This window comes from Methylobacterium sp. E-046 (genome assembly GCF_022829625.1).
GTDB classification, from domain to species: Bacteria; Pseudomonadota; Alphaproteobacteria; order Rhizobiales; family Beijerinckiaceae; genus Methylobacterium; species Methylobacterium longum.
Genome location: NZ_JAKSYP010000290.1, coordinates 64,368 through 85,117, shown reverse-complemented (window position 1 = coordinate 85,117; position 20,750 = coordinate 64,368). Strand labels below are relative to the sequence as shown.

At 73.0% G+C, this 20,750-nt stretch carries 19 protein-coding genes; 5 read left to right on the top strand and 14 right to left on the bottom strand.

The window, feature by feature from the left end; all coding sequences use genetic code 11:
* Positions 1-141: 141 nt before the first annotated feature.
* Positions 142-1,152: a 2-keto-3-deoxygluconate permease gene (locus tag MKK82_RS32045; RefSeq protein WP_238284586.1), complete on the top strand. Its 1,011-nt coding sequence runs from the start codon at positions 142-144 to the stop codon at positions 1,150-1,152.
* A 204-nt stretch (positions 1,153-1,356) separates the two neighbouring features.
* Here the strand turns inward: MKK82_RS32045 and MKK82_RS32040 are convergent, their stop codons facing one another.
* Positions 1,357-1,578 carry a DUF1674 domain-containing protein gene (locus tag MKK82_RS32040; protein WP_238284585.1) on the bottom strand — a complete coding sequence of 74 codons (222 nt, stop codon included), beginning with the start codon at positions 1,576-1,578 and terminating at the stop codon, positions 1,357-1,359.
* 143 nt (positions 1,579-1,721) lie between these two features.
* Here MKK82_RS32040 and MKK82_RS32035 point away from each other — a divergent pair, with 143 nt between their 5' ends.
* Positions 1,722-3,026 carry an RsmB/NOP family class I SAM-dependent RNA methyltransferase gene (locus MKK82_RS32035; protein ID WP_243987968.1) on the top strand — a complete coding sequence of 435 codons (1,305 nt, stop codon included), beginning with the start codon at positions 1,722-1,724 and terminating at the stop codon, positions 3,024-3,026.
* 207 nt (positions 3,027-3,233) lie between these two features.
* Here the strand turns inward: MKK82_RS32035 and gyrA are convergent, their stop codons facing one another.
* Both gyrA and MKK82_RS32025 read right to left on the bottom strand, forming a co-directional pair.
* Complete coding sequence (gene gyrA / locus MKK82_RS32030; RefSeq protein ID WP_238284583.1) at positions 3,234-5,969, bottom strand: DNA gyrase subunit A; 2,736 nt, start codon at positions 5,967-5,969, stop codon at positions 3,234-3,236.
* A 175-nt stretch (positions 5,970-6,144) separates the two neighbouring features.
* Complete coding sequence (locus tag MKK82_RS32025) at positions 6,145-6,477, bottom strand: hypothetical protein (RefSeq protein ID WP_238284582.1); 333 nt, start codon at positions 6,475-6,477, stop codon at positions 6,145-6,147.
* A 218-nt stretch (positions 6,478-6,695) separates the two neighbouring features.
* On the opposite strand from MKK82_RS32025, the gene MKK82_RS32020 reads away from it, so the two are divergent.
* On the top strand, positions 6,696-7,559 hold the full coding sequence (locus MKK82_RS32020; protein WP_238284581.1) for a S49 family peptidase: 864 nt from the start codon (positions 6,696-6,698) through the stop codon (positions 7,557-7,559).
* 36 nt (positions 7,560-7,595) lie between these two features.
* Here the strand turns inward: MKK82_RS32020 and MKK82_RS32015 are convergent, their stop codons facing one another.
* Positions 7,596-8,462, bottom strand: a complete 867-nt coding sequence (locus MKK82_RS32015; RefSeq protein ID WP_238284580.1) for an NAD(P)-dependent oxidoreductase — start codon at positions 8,460-8,462, stop codon at positions 7,596-7,598.
* 108 nt (positions 8,463-8,570) lie between these two features.
* Here MKK82_RS32015 and MKK82_RS32010 point away from each other — a divergent pair, with 108 nt between their 5' ends.
* Both MKK82_RS32010 and MKK82_RS32005 read left to right on the top strand, forming a co-directional pair.
* Entirely contained in the window at positions 8,571-9,593 is a 1,023-nt protein-coding gene (locus MKK82_RS32010; RefSeq protein WP_238284579.1) for a P1 family peptidase, read from the top strand.
* Positions 9,594-9,699: 106 nt separating this feature from the next.
* The gene (locus MKK82_RS32005; RefSeq protein ID WP_238284578.1) at positions 9,700-9,966 is read left to right on the top strand and encodes a GCG_CRPN prefix-to-repeats domain-containing protein; all 267 of its coding nucleotides are present in this window, start codon (positions 9,700-9,702) and stop codon (positions 9,964-9,966) included.
* An 89-nt stretch (positions 9,967-10,055) separates the two neighbouring features.
* On the opposite strand, the gene MKK82_RS32000 is transcribed toward MKK82_RS32005, so the two are convergent.
* The 10 genes from MKK82_RS32000 to MKK82_RS31955 form a co-directional block, all read right to left on the bottom strand.
* Positions 10,056-10,337, bottom strand: coding sequence for a hypothetical protein (locus MKK82_RS32000; RefSeq protein WP_238284577.1), 282 nt, complete (start codon positions 10,335-10,337; stop codon positions 10,056-10,058).
* On the bottom strand, positions 10,334-12,724 hold the full coding sequence (locus MKK82_RS31995; protein ID WP_238284576.1) for a PAS domain-containing hybrid sensor histidine kinase/response regulator: 2,391 nt from the start codon (positions 12,722-12,724) through the stop codon (positions 10,334-10,336). The genes MKK82_RS32000 and MKK82_RS31995 overlap by 4 nt, the downstream gene beginning before the upstream one ends.
* Before the next feature lie 52 nt (positions 12,725-12,776).
* On the bottom strand, positions 12,777-13,673 hold the full coding sequence (gene rarD / locus MKK82_RS31990; protein WP_243987966.1) for an EamA family transporter RarD: 897 nt from the start codon (positions 13,671-13,673) through the stop codon (positions 12,777-12,779).
* 116 nt (positions 13,674-13,789) lie between these two features.
* Positions 13,790-15,481, bottom strand: coding sequence for a methyl-accepting chemotaxis protein (locus MKK82_RS31985; RefSeq protein WP_238284574.1), 1,692 nt, complete (start codon positions 15,479-15,481; stop codon positions 13,790-13,792).
* A gap of 226 nt (positions 15,482-15,707) precedes the next feature.
* Positions 15,708-16,310 carry a pyridoxamine 5'-phosphate oxidase family protein gene (locus MKK82_RS31980; RefSeq protein WP_238284573.1) on the bottom strand — a complete coding sequence of 201 codons (603 nt, stop codon included), beginning with the start codon at positions 16,308-16,310 and terminating at the stop codon, positions 15,708-15,710.
* Complete coding sequence (locus tag MKK82_RS31975) at positions 16,307-16,639, bottom strand: lipid-A-disaccharide synthase N-terminal domain-containing protein (RefSeq protein ID WP_238284572.1); 333 nt, start codon at positions 16,637-16,639, stop codon at positions 16,307-16,309. The genes MKK82_RS31980 and MKK82_RS31975 overlap by 4 nt, the downstream gene beginning before the upstream one ends.
* Entirely contained in the window at positions 16,633-17,391 is a 759-nt protein-coding gene (locus MKK82_RS31970) for a glycosyltransferase (RefSeq protein WP_238284571.1), read from the bottom strand. Before MKK82_RS31970 ends, MKK82_RS31975 begins: the two co-directional genes overlap by 7 nt.
* Before the next feature lie 5 nt (positions 17,392-17,396).
* A complete protein-coding gene (locus MKK82_RS31965; protein WP_238284570.1) occupies positions 17,397-19,124 on the bottom strand; it encodes an ArnT family glycosyltransferase in 1,728 nt (575 codons plus the stop codon).
* Between the two features lie 356 nt (positions 19,125-19,480).
* Positions 19,481-20,020: an RNA 2',3'-cyclic phosphodiesterase gene (gene thpR / locus MKK82_RS31960; RefSeq protein ID WP_238284569.1), complete on the bottom strand. Its 540-nt coding sequence runs from the start codon at positions 20,018-20,020 to the stop codon at positions 19,481-19,483.
* Positions 20,020-20,715: an arylesterase gene (locus MKK82_RS31955; protein WP_373323235.1), complete on the bottom strand. Its 696-nt coding sequence runs from the start codon at positions 20,713-20,715 to the stop codon at positions 20,020-20,022. The genes thpR and MKK82_RS31955 overlap by 1 nt, the downstream gene beginning before the upstream one ends.
* Positions 20,716-20,750: the final 35 nt, after the last annotated feature.

Genomic DNA, 20,750 nt, shown 5'->3' with positions numbered 1-20,750 from the left:
GAGCGGCGCTTGACGCCCGGCGAGGGCCCACGACAGGATGCCACACCGGTCCACCACGGTGCCCGACAGAGGCGCGGACCGGCACGACGCCCTCGGGGATCCGGAGCGTCGGCGAGACGCCGGACGGTTGGGGGGCGCACGATGCGGATCAAGGCGGCGATCGACAGGATTCCCGGCGGGCTGATGCTGGTGCCGCTCCTGCTCGGCGCCCTGTGCAAGACGTTCGCGCCGGGCGCCCCGGCCTACTTCAAGGGCTTCACGCAGGGGATCATGACCGGCGTGATCCCGATCCTCGCCGTATGGTTCTTCTGCATGGGCGCGTCGCTGCGCCTCGGCGCGACCGGCACGGTCCTGCGCAAATCCGGCACGCTGGTGCTGACGAAGCTCCTGGCGGCCTGGGCGATCGTGATGGTCGCGTCGCTGTTCATCCCCCCCGAGGGGATCCAGACCGGCTTCTTCGCCGGATTGTCGATCCTGGCGCTCGTCTGCGCGATGGATATGACGAACGGGGGCCTCTACGCCTCGCTGATGCAGACCTACGGCAGCCGGGAGGAGGCTGGCGCCTTCATCCTGACCTCGATCGAGTCGGGCCCGCTGATGAGCATGATCATCCTCGGCGCCTCTGGGGCGGCGCATTTCGAGCCGCAGATCTTCGTCGGCGCGGTGCTGCCGTTCCTCGTCGGCTTCGCGCTGGGCAACCTCGACCCCAAGCTGCGGGCGCTGTTCGCCCCGGGCGGCCAATTGATGATCCCGTTCTTCGCCTTCGCGCTCGGCAACACGGTCGATCTCAACAACCTGCTCTCGCCGCTCGCCGGGCTCGGTGTCGTTCTGGCGCTGGCGGTGATCGTGCTGACCGGCATCCCGCTGATCCTGGCCGATCGAACCATCGGCGGCGGCACCGGGACGGCGGGGCTCGCGGCCGCATCCACGGCCGGCGCGGCGGCCGCCAACCCGCTGGCGATCGCCGCCGTGGCCCCGCAATTCGCCCCGGCGGCGCAGACGGCGACGGTGCTGGTGACGATCTGCATCATCGTCACCTCGATCCTCGTCCCGATCCTGACCGGCCTCTGGTACCGGCGCTTCGGCGGCGCCGCCGCAGAGTCCGAGCGGGAGGCGCCGCTCCGAACCCATGGCGGTTTCCCGGCCGAGTAGAAGGACCGGCGTTCGACCACTCCCGGGCCTACCCGCTCCCGCCCGCTTCCCGGGATGCGGCGCAGCAGGCGCGAAGGAGGCAGTTCGAGGCCGCCTTCGAGGCCTCCAGGACGCTCCGGCGTCTGGAAATCAGGGCGACGACGGGAGGATGAGGGGGAGGACGGAGCGGGGCGCGAGCGCCCCGGCATCCGCGCCGATTGACCCTCAGAAGTCGACCGCGAGGCCCTTCACCTCCCAGTCGTCGTAGCGCACCGGCTCGAGGCCGCCGCGGCCCAGGCGCTCGGGCTTGGCGCTGATCGCGGCCGCATGGGCGTCGATGGCGGCGCGGCGTTCGGCCGCCTCGGCCAGGGCACGCTGTGCCGCGGGGCTCAAGGGACGCGGGGCGGCCCCGGGATCGTCCCGGTCAGGTCTGTTGGGGTCTTGCATCGCGCTCGCTCGGGTGTGAGGGCGTGAGCCGTCAGGAATTCGGCTCCGGAGCAGAAGTGGCATCGCGGGACAAAGGTCGCAACAGGCGGGTCGTCGCTTCGACGGGCGGGCCGGTCGCAGAGGCGGGCCCAGAGACCGCGGGCTTGGGCGCGCGCCGCGCCGCGTTGCAGGCGGTCGCCGCCCTGATCGGGCAGGAGCGCCCGCCGGCCCTGGACGACGCCGTCGCGCAGGCGACCCGCTCCGCATCGCTGGCACCCGCCGACGCGGCCCTGGCGCGGGCCATCGCGGTGGCGACCTTCCGGCGCTACGGGCTGATCCGCGCGGCGCTCGGCCGGCGGCTGGAGCAAGGCCTTCCCGCCGCCAAGCCGCAGCTCACGGCGCTGCTCGCCACGGCGACGGCGCAGATCCTCGATCTCGCGGTCCCGGACCACGCGGCGGTCGACCTCGCGGTGCGGCTCGCCAAGGCGGACACCCGTACCGCGCACCTCGCGGGCCTCGTCAACGCGGTGCTGCGCCGGGTCGCCCGGGAGCGCGACGCGATCCTGGCCGAGGATGCCGACGCGCTCACGGTCAACACGCCGGACTGGCTCGCCCGCCGGTGGAGCGCGGCCTATGGGCCGGAGCAGGCCGGCCTGATCGCGCAGGCCCATCTCGCGGGTGCGGCGATCGACCTGACGCCGCGCGGTGACGGGGCCGACTGGGCCGCGCGGCTCGGTGCCGTGACGCTGCCCACCGGCTCCCTCCGGCTGCCCGAGAACGGGCCGGCGATCCCCGAACTGCCCGGCTTCCAAGAGGGCGCGTGGTGGGTGCAGGACGCCGCCGCGGCGCTTCCGGCCCGGCTCCTGGCACCCGAGCCGGGCACCCGCGTGCTCGACCTCTGTGCGGCCCCCGGCGGCAAGACCCTGCAGCTCGCCGCTGCCGGCGCCCGCGTGACCGTCGTCGACCGTTCCGCGCCGCGGCTGGAGCGCCTGCGCGAGAACGTCGCGCGGCTCGGCCTCGCTGTGGAGATCTTGGTGGCCGACGCCTTCGCGCTGGTGCCGCAGGACCACGACGCCGTCCTGCTCGACGCGCCCTGCTCCGCCACCGGCACGATCCGGCGCCACCCGGACGTCGCCTGGATCAAGGCGGAGGCCGACATCGCCCGCCTCGCCGGGCTCCAGGCCCGGCTCCTGGACCACGCGGCCGCGCTGGTCCGACCGGGCGGCCTGCTGGTCTACTGCACCTGCTCGCTGGAGCCGGAGGAGGGCGAGGCGCAGATCGCGGCGTTCCTGGCCCGCGAGGCGGGGTTCACCCGCGTCCCGATCCGGCCCGAGGAGGTCGGCGGCGTCGCCGCGCTGATCGACGGCAACGGCGACCTGCGCACCCTGCCGTGCCACCTCCCCGAGGTCCCGGGCGCCCGCGGCGGCCTCGACGGCTTCTTCGCCAGCCGGCTGCGCCGTCACGGGTGACGCCGCGGAACCGCGCGGCGCCGAGTCGCTGGGCGCCGCATCGTGTGCCGACTTTCCGGTCGGGTTCGGGTGCGCCGAACCGGTCCGCGACAGGGGGGCGCGGAGGGAAGCCTATGCCTTCCCCGGCCGCCGCCGCCGGGCGCGCCCCGGGGACGGGCACGCGGCCCGCCGCGGGGCGGCGCGCCGCCGGGGCCGCGCGGCGGCGCCTCAGGCCTCCGCGACGGCCTCGTCGCCGCCTTCCACGCCGCTCTCATCCTCGCCTTCGATGTGCTCCACCGAGACGACCTTCTCGTCCTTGGCGGTGTTGAACACCGTCACACCCTGCGAGGCCCGGCCGACGATGCGGATGTCGTCCACCGGCACGCGGATCAGCTGACCGCCGTCGGTCACCAGCATGATCTGGTCGGAGGCCTCCACCGGGAAGGAGGCGATGAGGCTGCCGTTGCGGGCATTGACCCGCATCGCCGTGATGCCCTTTCCGCCCCGGCCCGAGGTCCGGTACTCGAAGGACGAGGAGCGCTTGCCGAAGCCCCGCTCCGACAGGGTGAGCACGTACTGCTCGGCCGCCCCCATCTCGGCGTAGCGCTCCGGCGAAATCGCGGCCGCCTCGGCGCCGTCCTCGGCCTCAACCTCGCCACCCTCCTCCGCCTCGCCGGTCACCGCGCGGCGCATCTTCAGATAGCCGACCCGCTCCTCGGCGGTGGCGTCGAAGGCGTTCAGGATCGTCATCGAGATGACCCGGTCGTCCTTGGCGAGCTGGATGCCGCGTACGCCGGTCGAGTCGCGGCCCTTGAAGACGCGCACGTCCTCGACGGGGAAGCGGATGCACTGGCCGAGCGCCGTGGTCAGCAGCACGTTCTGCTCCGGCCGGCAGATCTCGACGTGGACGATGTGGTCGCCCGGATCGAGCTTCATGGCGATCTTGCCGTTGCGGTTCACCTGGACGAAGTCCGACAGCTTGTTGCGCCGGACGTTGCCGCTCGCCGTCGCGAACATCACGTCGAGGGTCTCCCAGGACGCCTCGTCCTCGGGCAGCGGCATGATCGTGGTGATGCGCTCGGAGGTGTCCTGCAGCTGCAGGATGTTCACCAGCGCCTTGCCGCGGGCGTTCGGGGCGGCCATCGGCAGGCGCCAGACCTTCTCCTTGTAGGCCTGGCCCTGGCTGGAGAAGAACAGCACCGGCGTGTGGGTGTTGGCCACGAACAGGCGGGTGACGAAATCCTCGTCCCGGGTCGCCATGCCGGAGCGGCCCTTCCCCCCGCGCCGCTGGGCCCGGTAGGTCGAGAGCGGCACGCGCTTGACGTAGCCCGCGTGCGACACGGTCACCACCATGTCTTCGCGGGCGATCAGGTCCTCGTCCTCGACGCTGCCGTCGAAGTCGACGATCTCGGTCCGGCGCGGCGTGGCGAACAGCGCGCGCACCTCCGCGAGCTCGTGCTTCACGATCCCCTGGATCCGCTCCCGCGAGCGCAGGATGTCCAGGTAGTCGGCGATCTCGTCGGCGAGCGTCTTCAGCTCGTCGCCGACCTCGTCGCGGCCGAGGGCCGTGAGGCGCTGCAGGCGCAGGTCGAGGATGGCGCGGGCCTGGGTCTCGGACAGACGGTAGGTGCCGTCCTCGGCGACCCGGTGGCGCGGGTCGTCGACCAGCGCGATCAGCGGCGCGATGTCGTGGGCCGGCCAGTCGCGGTCCATCAGGGCCTCGCGGGCCGTGTTCGGGTCCGGCGAGGTGCGGATCAGCCGGATCACCTCGTCGATGTTGGCGACCGCGATGGCCAGCCCGCACAAGACGTGGGCGCGCTCGCGGGCCTTGCCGAGGAGGAACTTGGTGCGCCGGGAGACGACCTCCTCGCGGAAGTCGACGAAGGCCTGGAGCAGGTCCTTCAGGTTCATCAGCTCGGGGCGGCCGCCGTTCAGCGCCACCATGTTGCAGCCGAAGGAGGATTGCAGGGGCGTGAACCGGTAGAGCTGGTTCAGCACGACATCCGCCATGGCGTCGCGCTTGATCTCGACGACGATGCGCATGCCCGAGCGGTCGGACTCGTCGCGCAGGTCTGAGATGCCCTCGACGCGCTTCTCCTTCACCAGCTCGGCGATCTTCTCGACGAGGGTCGCCTTGTTCACCTGATAGGGGATCTCGGTGAAGATCAGCGCCTCGCGCTCCTTGCGCAGCTCCTCGACATGCGACTTGGCGCGCATGATCACCGAGCCGCGGCCCGTCGCGTAGGCCTGCCGGGTGCCGGCCCGTCCGAGGATCATGCCGCCGGTCGGGAAGTCGGGGCCCGGTACGATCTCGGTGAGCTGCTCGATGGTGAGGCCGGGCTCGTCGATCAGCGCCACGCAGGCGTCGATCAGCTCGCCGAGATTGTGCGGCGGGATGTTGGTGGCCATGCCCACCGCGATGCCGCCGGCGCCGTTGACCAGCAGGTTCGGGAAGCGGGCCGGGAGGACGGTCGGCTCCTCGCGCGACTCGTCGTAGTTGGGCCCGAAATCGACGGTGTTCTTGTCGATGTCGGTGAGCAGCGCGGTGGCGGGCTTGGCCAGCCGCGATTCGGTGTAGCGCATCGCGGCCGGCGGATCGCCGTCCACCGAACCGAAATTGCCCTGCCCGTCGATGAGCATCAGGCGCATGGAGAAGTCCTGCGCCATCCGCACCAAGGCGTCGTAGATCGATTGGTCGCCGTGCGGGTGGTAGAGGCCGATCACGTCGCCGACGATGCGCGCCGACTTGACGTATTTCCGCTCGGGCAGATGTCCCGACTCGAAGGCGGAGTAGAGGATGCGCCGGTGCACCGGCTTGAGCCCGTCCCGGGCATCGGGAAGCGCCCGGCTCACGATCACGCTCATCGCGTAATCGAGGTAGGAGCGGCGCATCTCGTCGGTGATGGAGACGGGGCGGATGTCGCTGGCGGGCGGGGCTGCGCCAGTCGGAGCGTTCTCGGCCAAGTCGATTTCCGTTCTGAGGCCCGGACGGGCGGTGCTCGCGGCGGCCAAGCGACGCGCCATGCGCCGCCACGGCCTTGCGGAAGAGCAGTGATATCAGACGGTTAAATAAGGTTTTCCAAGGCCGCCCGCAAGGCCGCGTCCCGGCCGGATCCGGTCGGGACGCGGCTCCCGTCGCTCAGTAGAACGTCACGTGCCGATGGCCGAAACGGGGGCTGTGCCCGACGTAGTGCCGCTGGAAGTGACGGCGGTGCCAGTGATGCCGCCGATAGTGGTGCCGGTGATAATGGTGCCGCCGATGCCAATAGTGCCGGCGGTGATGCCAGTGACGCCGCCAATGGTGATGCCGGTGCCAGTGGCGCCGGTAGTGCCAGCGGGCCTGCTGGATCGCGGGGGCGGGCGCCGCCGCCTCGGCGGTCGCCGGGACCGGAAGGGGCGCCGCGCGTGCCGGTGCGCTCGCCAGCCCGCCGAGCAGCGCCGCGAGGAGGACCAGGATCGGCCAGGGTCGCATCGTTTCTCTCCCGTGTGAGCACCCGTCCGAGTCCAGCGGATCCGGGCCGGCACGAAGGCCGCGCCGTCGCCAGAAACCGCCAAGGTCGGCAAACGGTTCGATCCGTCCTGACTGTGCAGACACGCCACTCTTGCTTGCGGTTAAGGAACGCCCAGTTTCCGGTAGGCGCATCCGGGCCGTTCCCCGCCCGGCCCTCCGACGAGCCGCGTAAGATCTCCATGGCGTTCGCGTTGTCCGAAACCCTCCGAGCCCTCCTGCCCCGCCGCTTCCGGGACCGCCGCCCCCGGGTCGCCGTGGTCCGCCTGTCCGGCACGATCGGGGCGGTCTCGCCGATCCGCCCCGGCCTCTCCATCGGCGGCGTGGCCGGCAGCCTGGAACGGGCCTTCGGGATGCCGGGCGCCAAGGCGGTGGCGATCATCATCAACTCGCCCGGCGGGTCCCCGGCGCAGTCGCACCTGATCCACCGCCGCATCCGGGCCCTGGCCGAGGAGAAGCGCCTGCCGGTGGTCGCCTTCGTGGAGGATGTCGCCGCGTCGGGCGGCTACATGATCGCCTGCGCGGCCGACGAGATCGTCGCCGACCCGACCTCGATCGTCGGGTCGATCGGCGTGGTCTCGGCGGGGTTCGGCTTCCCCGGCCTCCTGGAGAAGCTCGGCGTCGAGCGCCGCGTCCACACGCAGGGCGAGGCCAAGTCGATGCTCGACCCGTTCCGCCCGGAGGATCCCGCCGACGTGGAGCGGCTCAAGCGCATCCAAGCCGACGTGCAGGACCTGTTCACCGGCTTGGTGACGACCCGCCGTCCAACCCTGTCGTCGTCCGAGAACCTGTTCACCGGCGCGGTCTGGACCGGACGGCAGGCCCTGCCGCTCGGCCTCGTCGACGCCCTGGGCGACGTGCGCACCACGATGCGCGCGCGCTTCGGCGAGAAGGTCGACCTGCGGCTCGTGGCCGAGGCCCGCGGCGGTCTGCTCTCCCGCCTGCTGCGCCGGGGCGGCGCCCCGGGTGGCATCGGGTCCGGGCTCGCCGAAGGCGCCGTGGCCGCCTTCGAGGAGCGCGCGGCCTACGCCCGATTCGGGCTCTGAGCCACCAACCGGAGGGCGCAGCCCTTCGGACGCCCGCTACCGCCCGGCGCGCCGCGCCGAGACCCGCGCGAGGGCCGCGAGGTCCTTCTCGCCGTCACCGTGGCTGATCGCCTCGATGAGACCGTCGCGCAGGACGCTGGCGAAGGGCATCGGCACGCCCGCACCCTCGGCGGCCTGGAGGGCGAGCCGCACGTCCTTGGCGCCGAGCTTGAGGATGAAGCCCGGCGGCTCGTAGCGGTTCTGGGCGATCGAGGCGCCGTAGCCCTTGTAGACCGGCGAGGCGAACAGCGTGTTGGTCATCAGGTCGAGGAAGTCGGCGCCCGCGACGCCGTGCCCCTCCGTGAGGGCGCAGGCCTCGCCCATGGCCTCGATCGCCGAGATCAGCATGAAGTTGCCGGCGAGTTTGACGGCGTTCGCCCGTGTCGGCTCGTCGCCGAAGCGCCACGTCCTGGCACCCATGGCGTCGAGGAGCGGCCCCGCGCGGTCGATCAGGTCGGCGGCGCCCGCCGCCACGATGTTGAGGTTGCCGGCCTCCGCCACGTCCGGCCGCCCGAAGACCGGGGCCGAGATGTACGGCACGCCCGCCCGTTCATGCACGGCGGCGAGCTGCCCGGCGAGCGCCACCGAGATCGTGCTCATGCCGATATGGAGGCCCGGGCGTTCGGCGCGGTCGAGCAGGCCCCCCGCCACGATCACGGCCTCCAGGGCGGCGTCGTCGGCCAGCATGGTGACCACCGCGTCCCCCGCGAAGGCCTCCGCGGCGCTGCCCACCGGGGTGACCCCATCGATGCCCCGCGCGGCGTCCGGCGTGCGGTTCCAAGCCCGGACCCGGTGGCCCGCCCGCGCGAGGCTGGCGGCCATCCCGCGGCCCATCCGCCCCATCCCGATGATTCCGACGTCCATGCCGTGCTCCTCGCCGCGCTGTGATGCCATGCCAACCGGGCCGACCCGGGCCGGGGTTCGCCGGCACGCCGGATTTGCGCCGATCGGCGGGCGTGGCAAGGTCGGCGCATGCTGCGCAACTGCATCACGGACATTCCCGGCCTGCGGGTCGGCCACGCCGGCGACGCGGCGCTGGCCAGCGGCGTCACCGCGATCCTGTTCGACGCGCCGGTCGTCGCCGCGGTGGACGTGCGCGGCGGCGGGCCGGGCACCCGCGAGACCGACCTGCTCGACCCCGAGCGCACGGTGGAGCGGATCGACGCCCTCGTCCTGTCGGGCGGCTCGGTCTTCGGCCTCGATGCCGCGGCCGGCGTGACCGCGTGGCTCGCCGAGGCCGGGCGGGGCTTCCCGGTGGGCGGCATGCGGGTTCCGATCGTACCGGGCGCGATCCTGTTCGATCTCCTGAACGGCGGCGACAAGGAGTGGGGCCGCTTCCCGCCCTACCGCGAGCTGGGCTTCCAGGCCGCGGCCTCCGCCGCGGAGGACGTGGCCCTTGGATCGGTGGGGGCCGGGACCGGCGCCCGCACGGGCCGGCTCAAGGGCGGCATCGGGTCGGCCTCGGCCCTCGTGGCGGGCACCGGCTTCCGGGTCGGCGGCCTCGTGGCCGTGAACGCCTTCGGCAATGCGACGATCGGGGACGGGCCGCATTTCTGGGCCGCGCCCTTCGAGGAGGGGACCGAGTTCGGCGGTCTGGGCGCCCCGAACCGGGTGCCGGAAGACGCCCTCGCCTTCCCGGGCCGGACGCTGCCGGGGGCCGCCACGACGCTCGCCGTGGTGGCGACCGACGCGGCGCTGACCAAGGCGCAGTGCCGGCGCCTCGCCGTGGCGGCGCAGGACGGCCTCGCCCGGGCCCTCGTGCCGGCCCATACGCCGCTGGACGGCGATCTGGTCTTCGCGGCGGCGACCGGCGCCGTGCCCCTCGCCGATCCCGTCGTCGACCTCGCCCGCCTGGGCGACGCCGCCGCGCGGGTGCTGGCCCGCGCCGTGGCGCGCGGGGTCTTCTCGGCGACCAGCCTGCCGGGCCGCCCGCCGTCGCCGTCCCTGGCGGCCGTCGGCCTTCCACCGGCTTGGCGCGACCTGTTCGGCCCGTGATCCGCGCGGAACGAAGCACCGGGAACGGAGTTACAGGCCGCGGCCGACGGCCGTGTCGCGGCCGGAACCTCGCCGGGCAGCGACCTGCGAAACGGGAGGAATGCTCATGAGAATGACCGGCCTGATCATCGCCGCATCCGTCGCGCTGTTCGCCGGCGGGGCCCAGGCGATGCCGGTAGCGCCGCTCTCCGGCGGCGAGACCTCGATCACCCTCGTTCGCGGCGGATGCGGGTTCGGGGCGCATCGCGGTCCGTACGGCGGCTGTCGCCTGAACCGCGGTCCCCGGGGCGCCATGCGCCGGGCCATGACCGGTGCCCCCCGGGGCTGCCCGCCCGGCCTCTATCGCGGCCCGCGCGGCTACTGCCACCGCTGAGACCCGTCGATGCCGCTCGATCGGATCGGGCGGCATCCCATCGATGAACGGCACTCGTGCCGGCCGGCGCAGCTCCCGGCCTGTGCGCGTCAGATCTCTCCGCGGGCGTCCTCGATCAGCTGCGCCAGCCCGGCATCCACCTCCTCGGCGAGCATCCGCCGCTCGGCGTCCGAGAGATCCTTCGCCCAGGTGCCGCCGCCGAACCCCTCCGTGCAGCGCGCCCGCTCCGAGGCGATGTAGGCCTCCGTCTCGGCCGGCCGCGTCTTCATGGCGTGGACGAGGCCGAACCACGCCGCCCGCTCCACGACCGCCAGCCGTGCCCGCAGGCGGATCGCCGCCGCCTTGTCGGGATCGATCCCCTCGCCGCTCATGTCCCGTCCTCCCCGTCCTGCTCCGCTAGCCGCGCGATCAGGCCCTGGAGCTGCCCCGACACCGGCTCGCTCGCCGAACGCGCGTAGAGCACGCGCAGTTGCCTGCCGATCTCGGCGAGGCTCATGGAGCCCTTGGCGATCACCCGGTCGGCTTGAGCGCCGAGGCTCGCCTTCTCGGCGCTGGTGATCTCCTTGGCGGTGAGCACCACCACGGGCACGTCCCCGTCGGGCCTCGCCCGCAGCGCCCGCAGGAAGCCGAACCCGTCCATCTCGGGCATCATCAGGTCGAGGAGGATCAGGCTCGGCCGGACCTGGCTGACGCGCTCGAGGGCGAGCCGGCCGTTCTCCGCCTCGTCGACGGTCCAGCCCTCCCGGCCGAGGGAGCGGCGCAGGCGCTCGCGGGCATCGGCGTCGTCGTCGACCACCAGGATGCGCGCCTCGCCGGGCGCTTCGGGCCTGTAGCGCTCCATCAGCCCCTTCAGCCGGTCCCAATCGATCGGCTTGACGAAGTAGTCGGTGGCTCCGAGCGCGTGGCCGAGGCCCTGCTCGGCCACCACCGAGGTCATGATCACCGGCGTGCCGGCGAGGTCCGGGTCGTTGCGCACCGCATGCAGCACCGCCCAGCCGTCCATACGCGGCATCTCGACGTCGAGCAGGATCGCCCGCGGCTTCAGGGCCCGGGCGAGCGTCAGGCCGGCGCGGCCGTCATTGGCGCTGCGGACGTGGAAGCCCTCGCGCTCCAGGAAGCGTTGCAGCAGCTCCCGGGCGGCCGGGTCGTCGTCGACCAGCAGCACGGTCTCGTGCTGCTCGTGCGGTTCCACCGGGTTGTGGGCCTCGACCTCGGCCGCCGGCGCGTCCTCGGGGCTGAGCGTCGCGGGCAGGCGGATCGTGAAGGTCGCGCCCGCGCCGGGACTGCTGGTGACGCTGATGTCGCCGCCCATGGTCCGGCAGAACGCCCGGGTGATGGCGAGCCCCAGGCCGGTGCCGCCGAACTGGCGCGTGGTCGAGTCGTCGGCCTGCACGAAGCGCTCGAACAGGCGCCCGATCTGCGCCTCGCTCAGGCCGATGCCGGTGTCGCTGACCGCGAAGGACAGCCAGTCGGCCCCCTCTTCCCGGTGGCGGCGCACTGTCAGGGTGACGGTCCCCGCCTCGGTGAACTTCGCGGCGTTGCCGATCAGGTTCAGGAGGCACTGGCGGATCTTGGTCTGGTCCTGGTGCATGGAGCCGAGATCGGCCCCCTCCCCCTCGCCGGCGCGGAGGACGAAGTGGTTGCCCTTCTTCTCCACCAGGGAGCCGGTGGAGTCGCGCACGTCCCGGAGCAGATCCGCCACCGCGAACGTCTCGGCCGAGGCGGTCATGCGGCCGGCCTCGATCTTCGAGATGTCGAGGACGTCGTTGATCAGCGACAGGAGGTGGCGCGCCGCCGCCTCGATCTTGCGCAGGTCGGGCAGGAGGGCGGCCTGCCCGATATCCTCCAGCTCCTCGCCGAGCATCTCCGAGTAGCCGATCACGGCCGAGAGCGGCGTGCGCAGTTCGTGGCTCATGTTGGCGATGAACTGGCTCTTGGCGCGGTTGGCCGCCTCCGCCGCCTGCCGGGCGCGCTCCGCCGCCTCCTCGGCCTCCTTCCGCTCGGTGACGTCGACGCAGGTGCCGACCCATTCCCGCAGGGAGCCGTCCTGGGCGACCACCGGCACGCCGCGCACCTCCATGGTGCGCCAGAGCCCGTCGTGGCGGCGCAGGCGGTACTCGACCTCGTAGGTCGCCCGCGCCTCCACGCAGGCCGCCCAGGCGTCGGCGGCGCGGGCCCGGTCGTCGGGGTGGATCGCGTCCAGCCAGCCCCAGCCCTGGTAGGCCTCCTCGCCCTGGCCGGTATAGGTGCTCCAGCGGACCTGCGGCGGCATCAGCTCGCCCGCCGCGTTGGTGTTCCAGATCACCGCCGCCGAGGCATCCACCAGCGCCCGGAAGCGCTCCTCGGAATGACGCAGGCGCTCCTCGACGGTGCGACGGCGGGTGATGTCGGTGTTGGTGCCGTACCAGCGCAGGATCCGCCCGGCCTCGTCGCGGTGGGGAAGCGCCTTGGACAGGAACCAGCGATAGGTGCCGTCCCGGCCGCGCAGCGGGAACGTGTCCTCCCAGGACCGCCCCAGCAGGATCGCGGCCTGGTAGCGCTCGGTCACGGCGTCGACGTGGTCGGGATGGTGGAGCATCCGCCAGCCCCAGCCGCGCATCTCCTCCAGCGAGGTGCCGGTGTAGTCGTACCAGCGCTGATTGTACCAGACGATGGTCCCGTCGGCCTCGGCGATCCAGGCGAGCTGCGGAAGCGTCTCGGCGAGGTTCCGGTAGTCTGCGTCCGTGACGGCCTGTGCGCCGTCCTCAGTCTCGTTCATCGGCCACGCGACGTCCCATCATCCGCCCATCGGCGGCCTCTACCGGAAGGCCTTATACACGCATCGGGTCCGGATCCGACCGCGCCGGCACCGGAGCCGGCGTGCGGCGGCCCCGCACGGCATCGAGGGTGTAGAGGGCGAGCGCGGCCCAGATCAGGGCCAGCATCGCCGCCCGCGGCGGTTCCACGCGCTCGCCGAAGGCGAGGACGCTGAGGCCGAGCAGGCAGGTCGGGGCGACGTATTGCAGCAACCCGAGGGTCGTCAGCCGCAGGCGCACCGCGGCGGCGGCGAACCAGATCAGCGGCAGGGCGGTGGTGAGGCCGGTGAGCATCAGGAGCGCGAGGCTCGCGGACTCGGCCGGCAGGAAGGGCTCGGGCGTGAGGACGAGCCATGCGATGGCCGCCGGCAGGAGGAGCAGCGTCTCGGCCAGGAACCCGACGAGGGCGTCGACCCCGACGATCTTCCGGGCGAGCCCGTAGAGCGCGAACGAGACCGCCAGCGACAGCGACATGAGGGGCAGCTCGCCCGCCCAGACCACGGCCACCGCCACGCCAGCGGTGGCGATTCCGACGGCGGCGGCCTGCAGCGGGCGGAGGCGTTCGCCCAGGACCACCCGCCCGAGCGCCACGCTGACCAGGGGGTTGATGTAGTAGCCGAGGCTCGCGTCGAGCAGGTGCCCGCTGCTGATCGCGTAGAGATAGAGCAGCCAGTTCACGCCGATCATCGCGGCCGAGAGCAGCAGGAGGGCGTGGCGCCGCCGCAACGGCAGCGGCAGATTCAGGCGGTGGCGCACCGCGAGGATCAGGGCCAACGTGCCGGCGAACAGGCTCGACCAGACGATCCGTTCGGCCAGGATGTGGTTCGGACTGTAGGCTCCGAGCAGCCGGAAGTGCAGCGGGACCACGAGGCCCCAGCTCAGATAGGCGGCGAGCGCGTAGACGAGGCCCACGAGGTCCTCCCGTTCGGCCCGGATGGGCGGCCGGGTGCCATGCGTCTAACCCGGCCGGCCGCTCCGCGTCAGGGGGAGCGGTGCAGGGCTGCCATCCGGGGGATGCGGCCGGGGCTTCAGGCCGCCCGGACCGTGTCGAGGAAGCGCCGGACCTCGCCGCCGAGTTCCTCCGACTGGCGTGCCAGGGCGGAGGCGGAGGCCAGGACCTGACCGGCGGCGGTCCCTGTCTCGCCGGCGGCGGTGGCGACGCCCGCCATGGTGGCGGTGACCGCGGTCGCGCCCGCGGACGCCTGCGCGACGTTCCGCACGATCTCCCGGGTGGCCGTCCCCTGCTGCGCCACTGCGGCCGCGATCCCGGCGGCGGCGACGTCGATCTCGCGGATGCGGGCCGTGATCGAGGCGATCACCGAGACCGCCTGATCGGTCGCGTCCTGGATGCGGCCGATCTGCCCCGCGATTTCCCCTGTGGCCCGGGCCGCCTGCGCGGCGAGGTCTTTCACCTCGCCCGCCACGACCGCGAAGCCGCGGCCCGCCTCCCCGGCCCGCGCCGCCTCGATGGTGGCGTTCAGGGCCAGCAGGTTGGTCTGGCTCGCGATGGACGCGATCACGGTCACGACGTCACCGACCCGGGCGGCGGCGGCGCTGAGATCGCCGACCAGGGCGGCGGTCCGCGCGGCCTCGGAGACGGCCTCCTGGGCCAGGGTCGCCGAGCCGCTGGCCTGACGGCCGATCTCCTGGACCGACGAGCCGAGCTGTTCGACGGCGGCCGCGACCGTGTCGACGTTGCCGGCGGCCTCCTCGGCGGCGGCCGTCACCAGGGTGGATCGGTCGGCCGTCCGCGCGGCGGTGTCGGTCATGGCGCGCGCCGTCGCCTGAAGGGCGGCCACCGAGCCCGAAACGAGCCCGGTGATCCGGCCCACCGTGTCCTCGAAGCCGCCGGCAAGCTCGAGCAGCGCCTGCCGGCGCATGCCCGCGGCGGTCTCGTCGAGCAGCCGCTCGGCCTCGGCCTGCTCGGCGGCGCGGCGGAAGATCAGGTCCTTGATGCCCTCGACGGCCTTGCCGATGGCGCCGATCTCGTCCCCGCGCCGCGCCTCCGGGACCTCCGTGTCGATCTGGCCGGCCGCCATGGTCGTCAGGGCGAGGGCGAGCCGGCCGAGCGGGCGCGTGACACCGGCATTCACCAGGATCACCCCGACGAGGATGCTGGCGACGATGCCGCCCGCCGACAATCCGATGACCCAGTGCAGGGTCGTGCGGGTCCCGGCGCTCAGCGCCCCCGAGCCGGTGCGGATCGACGCGCCGAGGTCGTCCGCGAAGGCGTCGAGTTCCGCGAACAGGGATTTCTGGACGGGGTCCACCTTCCTGTGGGCGAGGGTCAGCGCCTGGGCGCTCATCCCCTTCTTGGCCAGGGCACACATCTCGCCGGTGAGCGCGGCGTAGGCGTCGAGCAGATCCGTGATCCGGCCGGTCCGGTCCTGGAACGCCGGAGCGTTCCGGCGCACGCCGTCGAGGAGCCCCGCGGCCACGGCCGGAAGCGGCTCGAACGCGGCCCCGACGCGGTCGGATGCGTCGGGGTCGGCCTCGCCGAGCGCGCGGAAGGCCACGTAGCTCATCTGATGGACGATCCCGCCGAGGCGCGCCGCCATCGTTGCCGCCGCGGCGTCGTTGACGAGATACGCGCTGTAGGCGGCGTCGGCCGCGACCATGCGCTTGGAGATGTACCAGAGGTAGCCGATCGAATTCGCGGCTATGAAAGCGAAGGCAAGGACAATCTTGTATTCGATAGGTAATCTTACGAAGCGACGCACGGAAAATACTCCCGGTTGGCCGTTGCTTATCCAGCATAGGACAGAGGAGTCGATGCGGGCGCAACAAAATGGGACGCGCCGAACCGTGAATGGGATGGTGGGACCGGTGCTTCATCCTGCGCTGGCGGCGGTGATCCACGTCTCAACGTCCGATGCGTGCATCGCCGGGCCGCTTCGCCGCGTCCGTGATGGCTGTGGGAGACGCGTGAGACGCGGTGCTGCGCCCTCAGGGGGCGAGCCAGCTGCCCTGCCAGCCCGCCTCGCTCCGGCGCCAGGCCGCCCGCCGGTGTCCCCGGCGGTCGAGATACAGGAAGTCGAGGCGCTCCACCGCCACCACCACGACGGCGAAGTGCGGCCGGCCGGGCGTTCCGGCCACCGCGGGGTCCGGCACGGCATAGGCCCCGCCCGCGGCCAGGCCTGTGCCGGGGGCCGGCTCGCTCCCGTAGCAGACCCGGCTCATCGGCCGGGACTCGGCCCAGGCCCCGTCGGCGACCGCGTCGTCGGTGTGCAGGCCGGCGCGGCCCTCGGCCCGGATCTGGACCTTCGCGGCGTCGTCGTAGGCGGCCAGCGCGCAGGCCGGGTGCGCCAGGATCTCGGCGGCTTTGTCGGAGCGGCGATCGCAATGGAACCGGAGGGCGCCCGCGGCGGCATCGGCCGCGCGCAGCACCACGGTGCGAAGCCGGGGGGCGCCGTCCGCGCCGAGCGTCGCCAGCCCCGGCAGGTGGAATCCGCTGCGGCCGTGCGCGACGCCGTCCGCCAGCATCCGCCACAGCTCGGCGAAAGTCGCGTCGAGATCGTCGTAGAAGGGGGGCAGCGGCGCGCGGCTCATGCCGCGCCCCGGTTGCGGCGGCGCTCGCGGAAGATCAGCGCGAGGTTGCGCAGGTAGATGCCGGTGGAGAGGCCCTGGCCGATGATGATCACGGGCTCCCGCCGCACGAAGCCGTAGACCAGGGTCATCAGCCCGCCGAGGATCGACAGGAACCAGAACGACAGCGGCATGACGCTTCGACCTTCGCGCTCGCTCGCGATCCATTGCAGGATGAAGCGCGAGCCGAACACCAGCTGGGCGACGATGCCGAACACCAGCCAGAAATCCATCCGGGTGACGAACACGTCGTAGAAGTAGTCCGGAAGGTCGTGGGCGAGCTGGATCAGCATCCGACGTCCTGGTCTGCCGGCGCACCGGCCGGGATGGCGATCTCCTCCGGCCGCGGGTCCGCGCGCTTGCGCCGGATCAGCCACCACACACCGGCGAGGTCGAGGAGTCCGACCCAGAGGCGGTCGAACAGGCCGTAATTCGACACGCCCGTGAGGCGCGGCCGATCGACCACGTCGCGGTGGACCACCGCGAAGCCCTCCCGCGCCACCAGGGCCGGCATGAACCGGTGCAGCGCATCGAAGTACGGCAAGCGAAGGTAGACGGCGCGGCGGAAGACCTTGAGGCCGCAGCCGGTGTCGCGGGTGGAATCCTTCAGGATCCGCCCGCGGACGCCGTTGGCGATCCGCGACTGGAGCATCTTGAAGCGCCCGTCCTTGCGGCCGCGCCGCTGCCCCTGGGCGAGGCCCGCGCCCGGCCCGGCCGCCTCCAGGCCCGCGAGCAGGATGGGGATGAAGGCCGGATCGTTCTGGCCGTCGCCGTCGAGGGTCGCGATGACGGTGCCGCGGGCGGCGCGCACGCCGCTGCGGACCGCCGCCGACTGGCCGCCGCTCCGGGCGTGGCGCAGCACCCGGAGCCACGGCCGCCCCGCCCGGGCCGCCGCGAGAGCCGCCGGCGTGGCGTCCGTGGAGCCGTCGTCGACGTAGATCAGCTCGAAGGCGAGGCCCGCGCAGGCGGCCTCGATCTCGGCCACCAGGGGCGCGATGTTGCCGGCCTCGTTCTTCACCGGCACCACGACGCTGAGATGGGGCATGTCGCTCACGGGGACACCGCGTAGGCCGTGACGAACACGCGCCGGCCGGTGTTGAGATTGAAGCCCTCGACCTCGGCCAGGGGCGCCGGCACGCCGCGACCCACGGGCCAGGCGGCGTTGAAATCGTCGCGCTCGCGCGCCTCGACGAAGAGCAGGCGGCAGCCGCCGCCCTCCAGGAAGGAGCGTGCGGCGGCGCCGTCCGGCGGCAGGGCGAGGCCTGTGCCGACGAGGAACACGAGACTCGGCTCGCGGTAGCCCAGGCTGGCGACCTGCGGGTTCGGGCACGGCACCCTGTCGCGCAGGGCGGCGAGCCGCGGTGAGACCTTGAGGGCCGGGAGCGACAGCTGCGCCACACCGAGCACGGCCGGGCCGAGCAGGCAGGCCGCCAGGACGCCGAGAACGAGGGCACGCTCGCCCGAACCCTGCGCGAAGGCCAGCCAGCCCAGCGTCGCCACCGCGCAGGCGGCGGCGAGCAGGGGCAGGGCCGGCCACGGGAGCGTGTGGGCATCGAGCCGCCAGCCGGCCAGGCAGAGGCCGAGCGTGAGACCCACGGGAATGGCCGGCAGCAGGAGGGCCGTCAGGCGCGCCCCCCGCAGCCGGGGATCGAGCGCCCCCCGCGACAGGGCCAACACGGTGAGGACCGCGAGCCAGGGCATCAGCGGAAGGACGTAGTGGGGCAGCTTGGTCGGCACGGCCTCGAAGATCAGCCACGCGGGAAGCACGGCGGCGATCAGGAAGGATACGGCCGGTTCGCGCCGCGCGCGCCACGCGAAGGGCAGACTCATGGCGGCGAAGGCCGCGCCCGGCCAGAAGGTCGCGAAGAAGGCGAGCGCGTAGAGGCCGGGCGGTCCCCAATGGCGCTCCGCGCCGCCGCCGACCTTGGCCAGCATGTCGTGCCCGACCGCCTCCGCGTAGAAGGCGCCGCCGCTCTTCCAGGCGATGGCGGCGAACCAGGGCGCGACCAGCAGGAGCGTCAGGGCGAGGCCGGGCCAGGGGCGCAGGGCGAGGAGCCAGCGGCCGGAGCGCATCCGGATCGAGAGGATCAGGGCCGGCAGACCCACGAAGAGCGGGACCATCGGCCCCTTGACCAGGATGCCGATCGCCATGCCGAGCCAGAACGCCGCGAAGGTCGGCCCGGACAGCGCCCGCCCGCCGTCCCGCGACGCCAGCCGGGCCCGGGCGAGAGCCCCGAGGCTCGCAGTGGCGCAGGCTACGAGAAGCGCGTCGGTCTTGGCCAGATGCGCCTCGGCCGCGAGCATCAGGCATCCGCCGTAGAGGGCCGCGGCCAGCAGCGCGGACCGGCGGGGCAGGAACGCGAGCGCCGCCCAGTAGGCCAGCAGCACCGAGGCCGTCGCGCCGATCACGGAGGGGATCCGGTACAGGGCGATCTGCGTGCGCGCCTCGGGCACGCCGAGCGCCGCGCCGGCCGCCACCGCGGCGGCCTGCGCCCAGTAGATCCCGACGGGCTTCTTGTGCCGCGCCTCACCCTGGAAGCGGATGTCGACGAGGTCGCCCGTCTCCAGCATCTGCTTCGACGCCTGGGCGAAGCGGGGCTCGTCCCGGTCCATCGGCTGCAGCGAGATCTGGCCCGGCAGGAACACGATCAGGCACAGGACCAGCAGGGCCGCGACGGCCCGGCCATGGGTCAGGCTCAGCACGTCGAGCCCGCGGCCGATCCGGTCGACGACGGGTGCGAGGCGCGGCGTTCCGCCGGCGGAGAGGCTCGTGGTCATGCCGGGCCGGTCAATCAGGAACGCGTCGGAAGGTCAAATGCGCCCGGGCGCACCGGTGCGGCGCGGCGGTCCGGAAATCACGAACGGCTCTCTCCGAGCGGCGCGGAGGATGGGGACGGCGCCCGGCGGACGGTCCCGCGCTCGCGCGCGCCGGTTCGTGGCGCGGCCGTCCGGTTGCGGGTGACGCGGCGGTCTGCGCACACGGGCCTCATCCAGGATTGTGGTCGGGGCGACGGGCGTGGGGATCGCGGGGCCTCGCCGGCCGGCGGATCCCTCGTCTGGAGCGACCGGCGCCGCGTTCCGGATGCTGGGGCGGTGCGGCCCCTCCGCCCGTCCGGCGATCGCGGTGCGGCCTCTCACGCGAACGGGAACTGCGCCTCCGCCAGGTACGGGCCGCCGCCGGTCGACTCCCGGGCCGAGAACAGCGTCACCCGATCCACCGTGAACGTCAGCGGCACGAAGACCGGCGCCTGCGACAGGTACATCGCCGTCGCCTCCGGTGTCGCGTCCCGCCTCAGACGGGCGAGGGTCACGTGCGGTGTGAATTTTCGCCGCTCCGGATCGATCCCGGTCCGGCGCGCGAGCCGCTCCTGCTCGGCCTGGAGATCGGTCAGCGCCGGGTCGGCCGCCACGGACGCGTAGAGCGCCCGTGGCTTGTCGCCGCCGAAGATGCCGAGGCCCGTCAGCCTCACGGTCAGCGGCGGGCGCGTCCGCATCTCGCCGAGCGCCTCCACGACATCGTCGGCGACGGTGGCCTCGACGTCGCCGAGGAAGCGCAGGGTGACGTGGAAGTCCCGCGGCTCGATCCAGCGGGCGCCCGGCAGGCCGCCCTGATAGGCCTTGAGCGCGTCGGCGACGTGCGGCGGTACCGCCAGACCGGTGAACAGGCGCGGCATTACCGTGTCGCCCCCTGCCGCAGGCTCCCCAGAAATGACTCGACCGTCGGCAGTATGCGGGCCGCGATGGTCTCGACGCCCTGACGGTTCGGGTGCAGCCCATCGTCGAGGTGCTGCGCCCGGTCGCCGATGATCCCGTCGAGGAAGAACGGGTAGAGGGTCAGGCCGTAGCGCTTGGCGAGCGCCGGGAAGATCGCGTCGAACCGGGCCTTGTAGTCCGGTCCGAGGTTGGGCGCAGCCTGCATGCCCGTGAGGAGAACGGGGATGCCCCGCGCCTTCAGCCGCTCGATGATCGCCGACAGGGCGCCCGCGGTCACCTTCGGGTCGGTGCCGCGCAGCATGTCGTTGGCACCGAGCTCGAGGATCACGCCCGCGGTCCCGTCCGGAACCGACCAGTCGACCCGGTCGAGGCCGCCGGTGGCGGTGTCGCCGGAGACGCCGGCATTGCCCACCGTCACGTCAGCCCCCTTGGCCTTGAGCAGGCGCTCCAGCACGGTCGGGAAGGCGGCATCCGCCGGAAGCCGGTAGCCGGCGGTGAGGCTGTCGCCGAGGGCGACGAGCTTGATCGGGCCGTCCGGGGCAGCCCGCGCACCCGTCATGAAAGGAACCATCAGGGCCGCGAGCGCTGCGGCAAACAGGGCCGTGCGCCGGAACACGGCGCCGCCGTCATGGCGCGGCCCCAATGCCGAACCCATATCGCGATGCACCCGCGGCCCGAACAGCCGAGATT

Excerpts from the sequence above, each read along its gene's own strand:
- MKK82_RS32045 (WP_238284586.1), top strand. The coding sequence starts at position 142 with ATGCGGATCAAGGCGGCGATCGACAGGATTCCCGGCGGGCTGATGCTG.
- MKK82_RS32040 (WP_238284585.1), bottom strand. The coding sequence starts at position 1,578 with ATGCAAGACCCCAACAGACCTGACCGGGACGATCCCGGGGCCGCCCCG.
- MKK82_RS32025 (WP_238284582.1), bottom strand. The coding sequence starts at position 6,477 with ATGCGACCCTGGCCGATCCTGGTCCTCCTCGCGGCGCTGCTCGGCGGG.
- MKK82_RS32020 (WP_238284581.1), top strand. The coding sequence starts at position 6,696 with ATGGCGTTCGCGTTGTCCGAAACCCTCCGAGCCCTCCTGCCCCGCCGC.
- MKK82_RS32015 (WP_238284580.1), bottom strand. The coding sequence starts at position 8,462 with ATGGACGTCGGAATCATCGGGATGGGGCGGATGGGCCGCGGGATGGCC.
- MKK82_RS32010 (WP_238284579.1), top strand. The coding sequence starts at position 8,571 with ATGCTGCGCAACTGCATCACGGACATTCCCGGCCTGCGGGTCGGCCAC.
- MKK82_RS32005 (WP_238284578.1), top strand. The coding sequence starts at position 9,700 with ATGAGAATGACCGGCCTGATCATCGCCGCATCCGTCGCGCTGTTCGCC.
- MKK82_RS32000 (WP_238284577.1), bottom strand. The coding sequence starts at position 10,337 with ATGAGCGGCGAGGGGATCGATCCCGACAAGGCGGCGGCGATCCGCCTG.
- MKK82_RS31995 (WP_238284576.1), bottom strand. The coding sequence starts at position 12,724 with ATGAACGAGACTGAGGACGGCGCACAGGCCGTCACGGACGCAGACTAC.
- MKK82_RS31980 (WP_238284573.1), bottom strand. The coding sequence starts at position 16,310 with ATGAGCCGCGCGCCGCTGCCCCCCTTCTACGACGATCTCGACGCGACT.
- MKK82_RS31975 (WP_238284572.1), bottom strand. The coding sequence starts at position 16,639 with ATGCTGATCCAGCTCGCCCACGACCTTCCGGACTACTTCTACGACGTG.
- MKK82_RS31970 (WP_238284571.1), bottom strand. The coding sequence starts at position 17,391 with ATGCCCCATCTCAGCGTCGTGGTGCCGGTGAAGAACGAGGCCGGCAAC.
- MKK82_RS31965 (WP_238284570.1), bottom strand. The coding sequence starts at position 19,124 with ATGACCACGAGCCTCTCCGCCGGCGGAACGCCGCGCCTCGCACCCGTC.
- thpR (WP_238284569.1), bottom strand. The coding sequence starts at position 20,020 with ATGCCGCGCCTGTTCACCGGTCTGGCGGTACCGCCGCACGTCGCCGAC.
- MKK82_RS31955 (WP_373323235.1), bottom strand. The coding sequence starts at position 20,715 with ATGGGTTCGGCATTGGGGCCGCGCCATGACGGCGGCGCCGTGTTCCGG.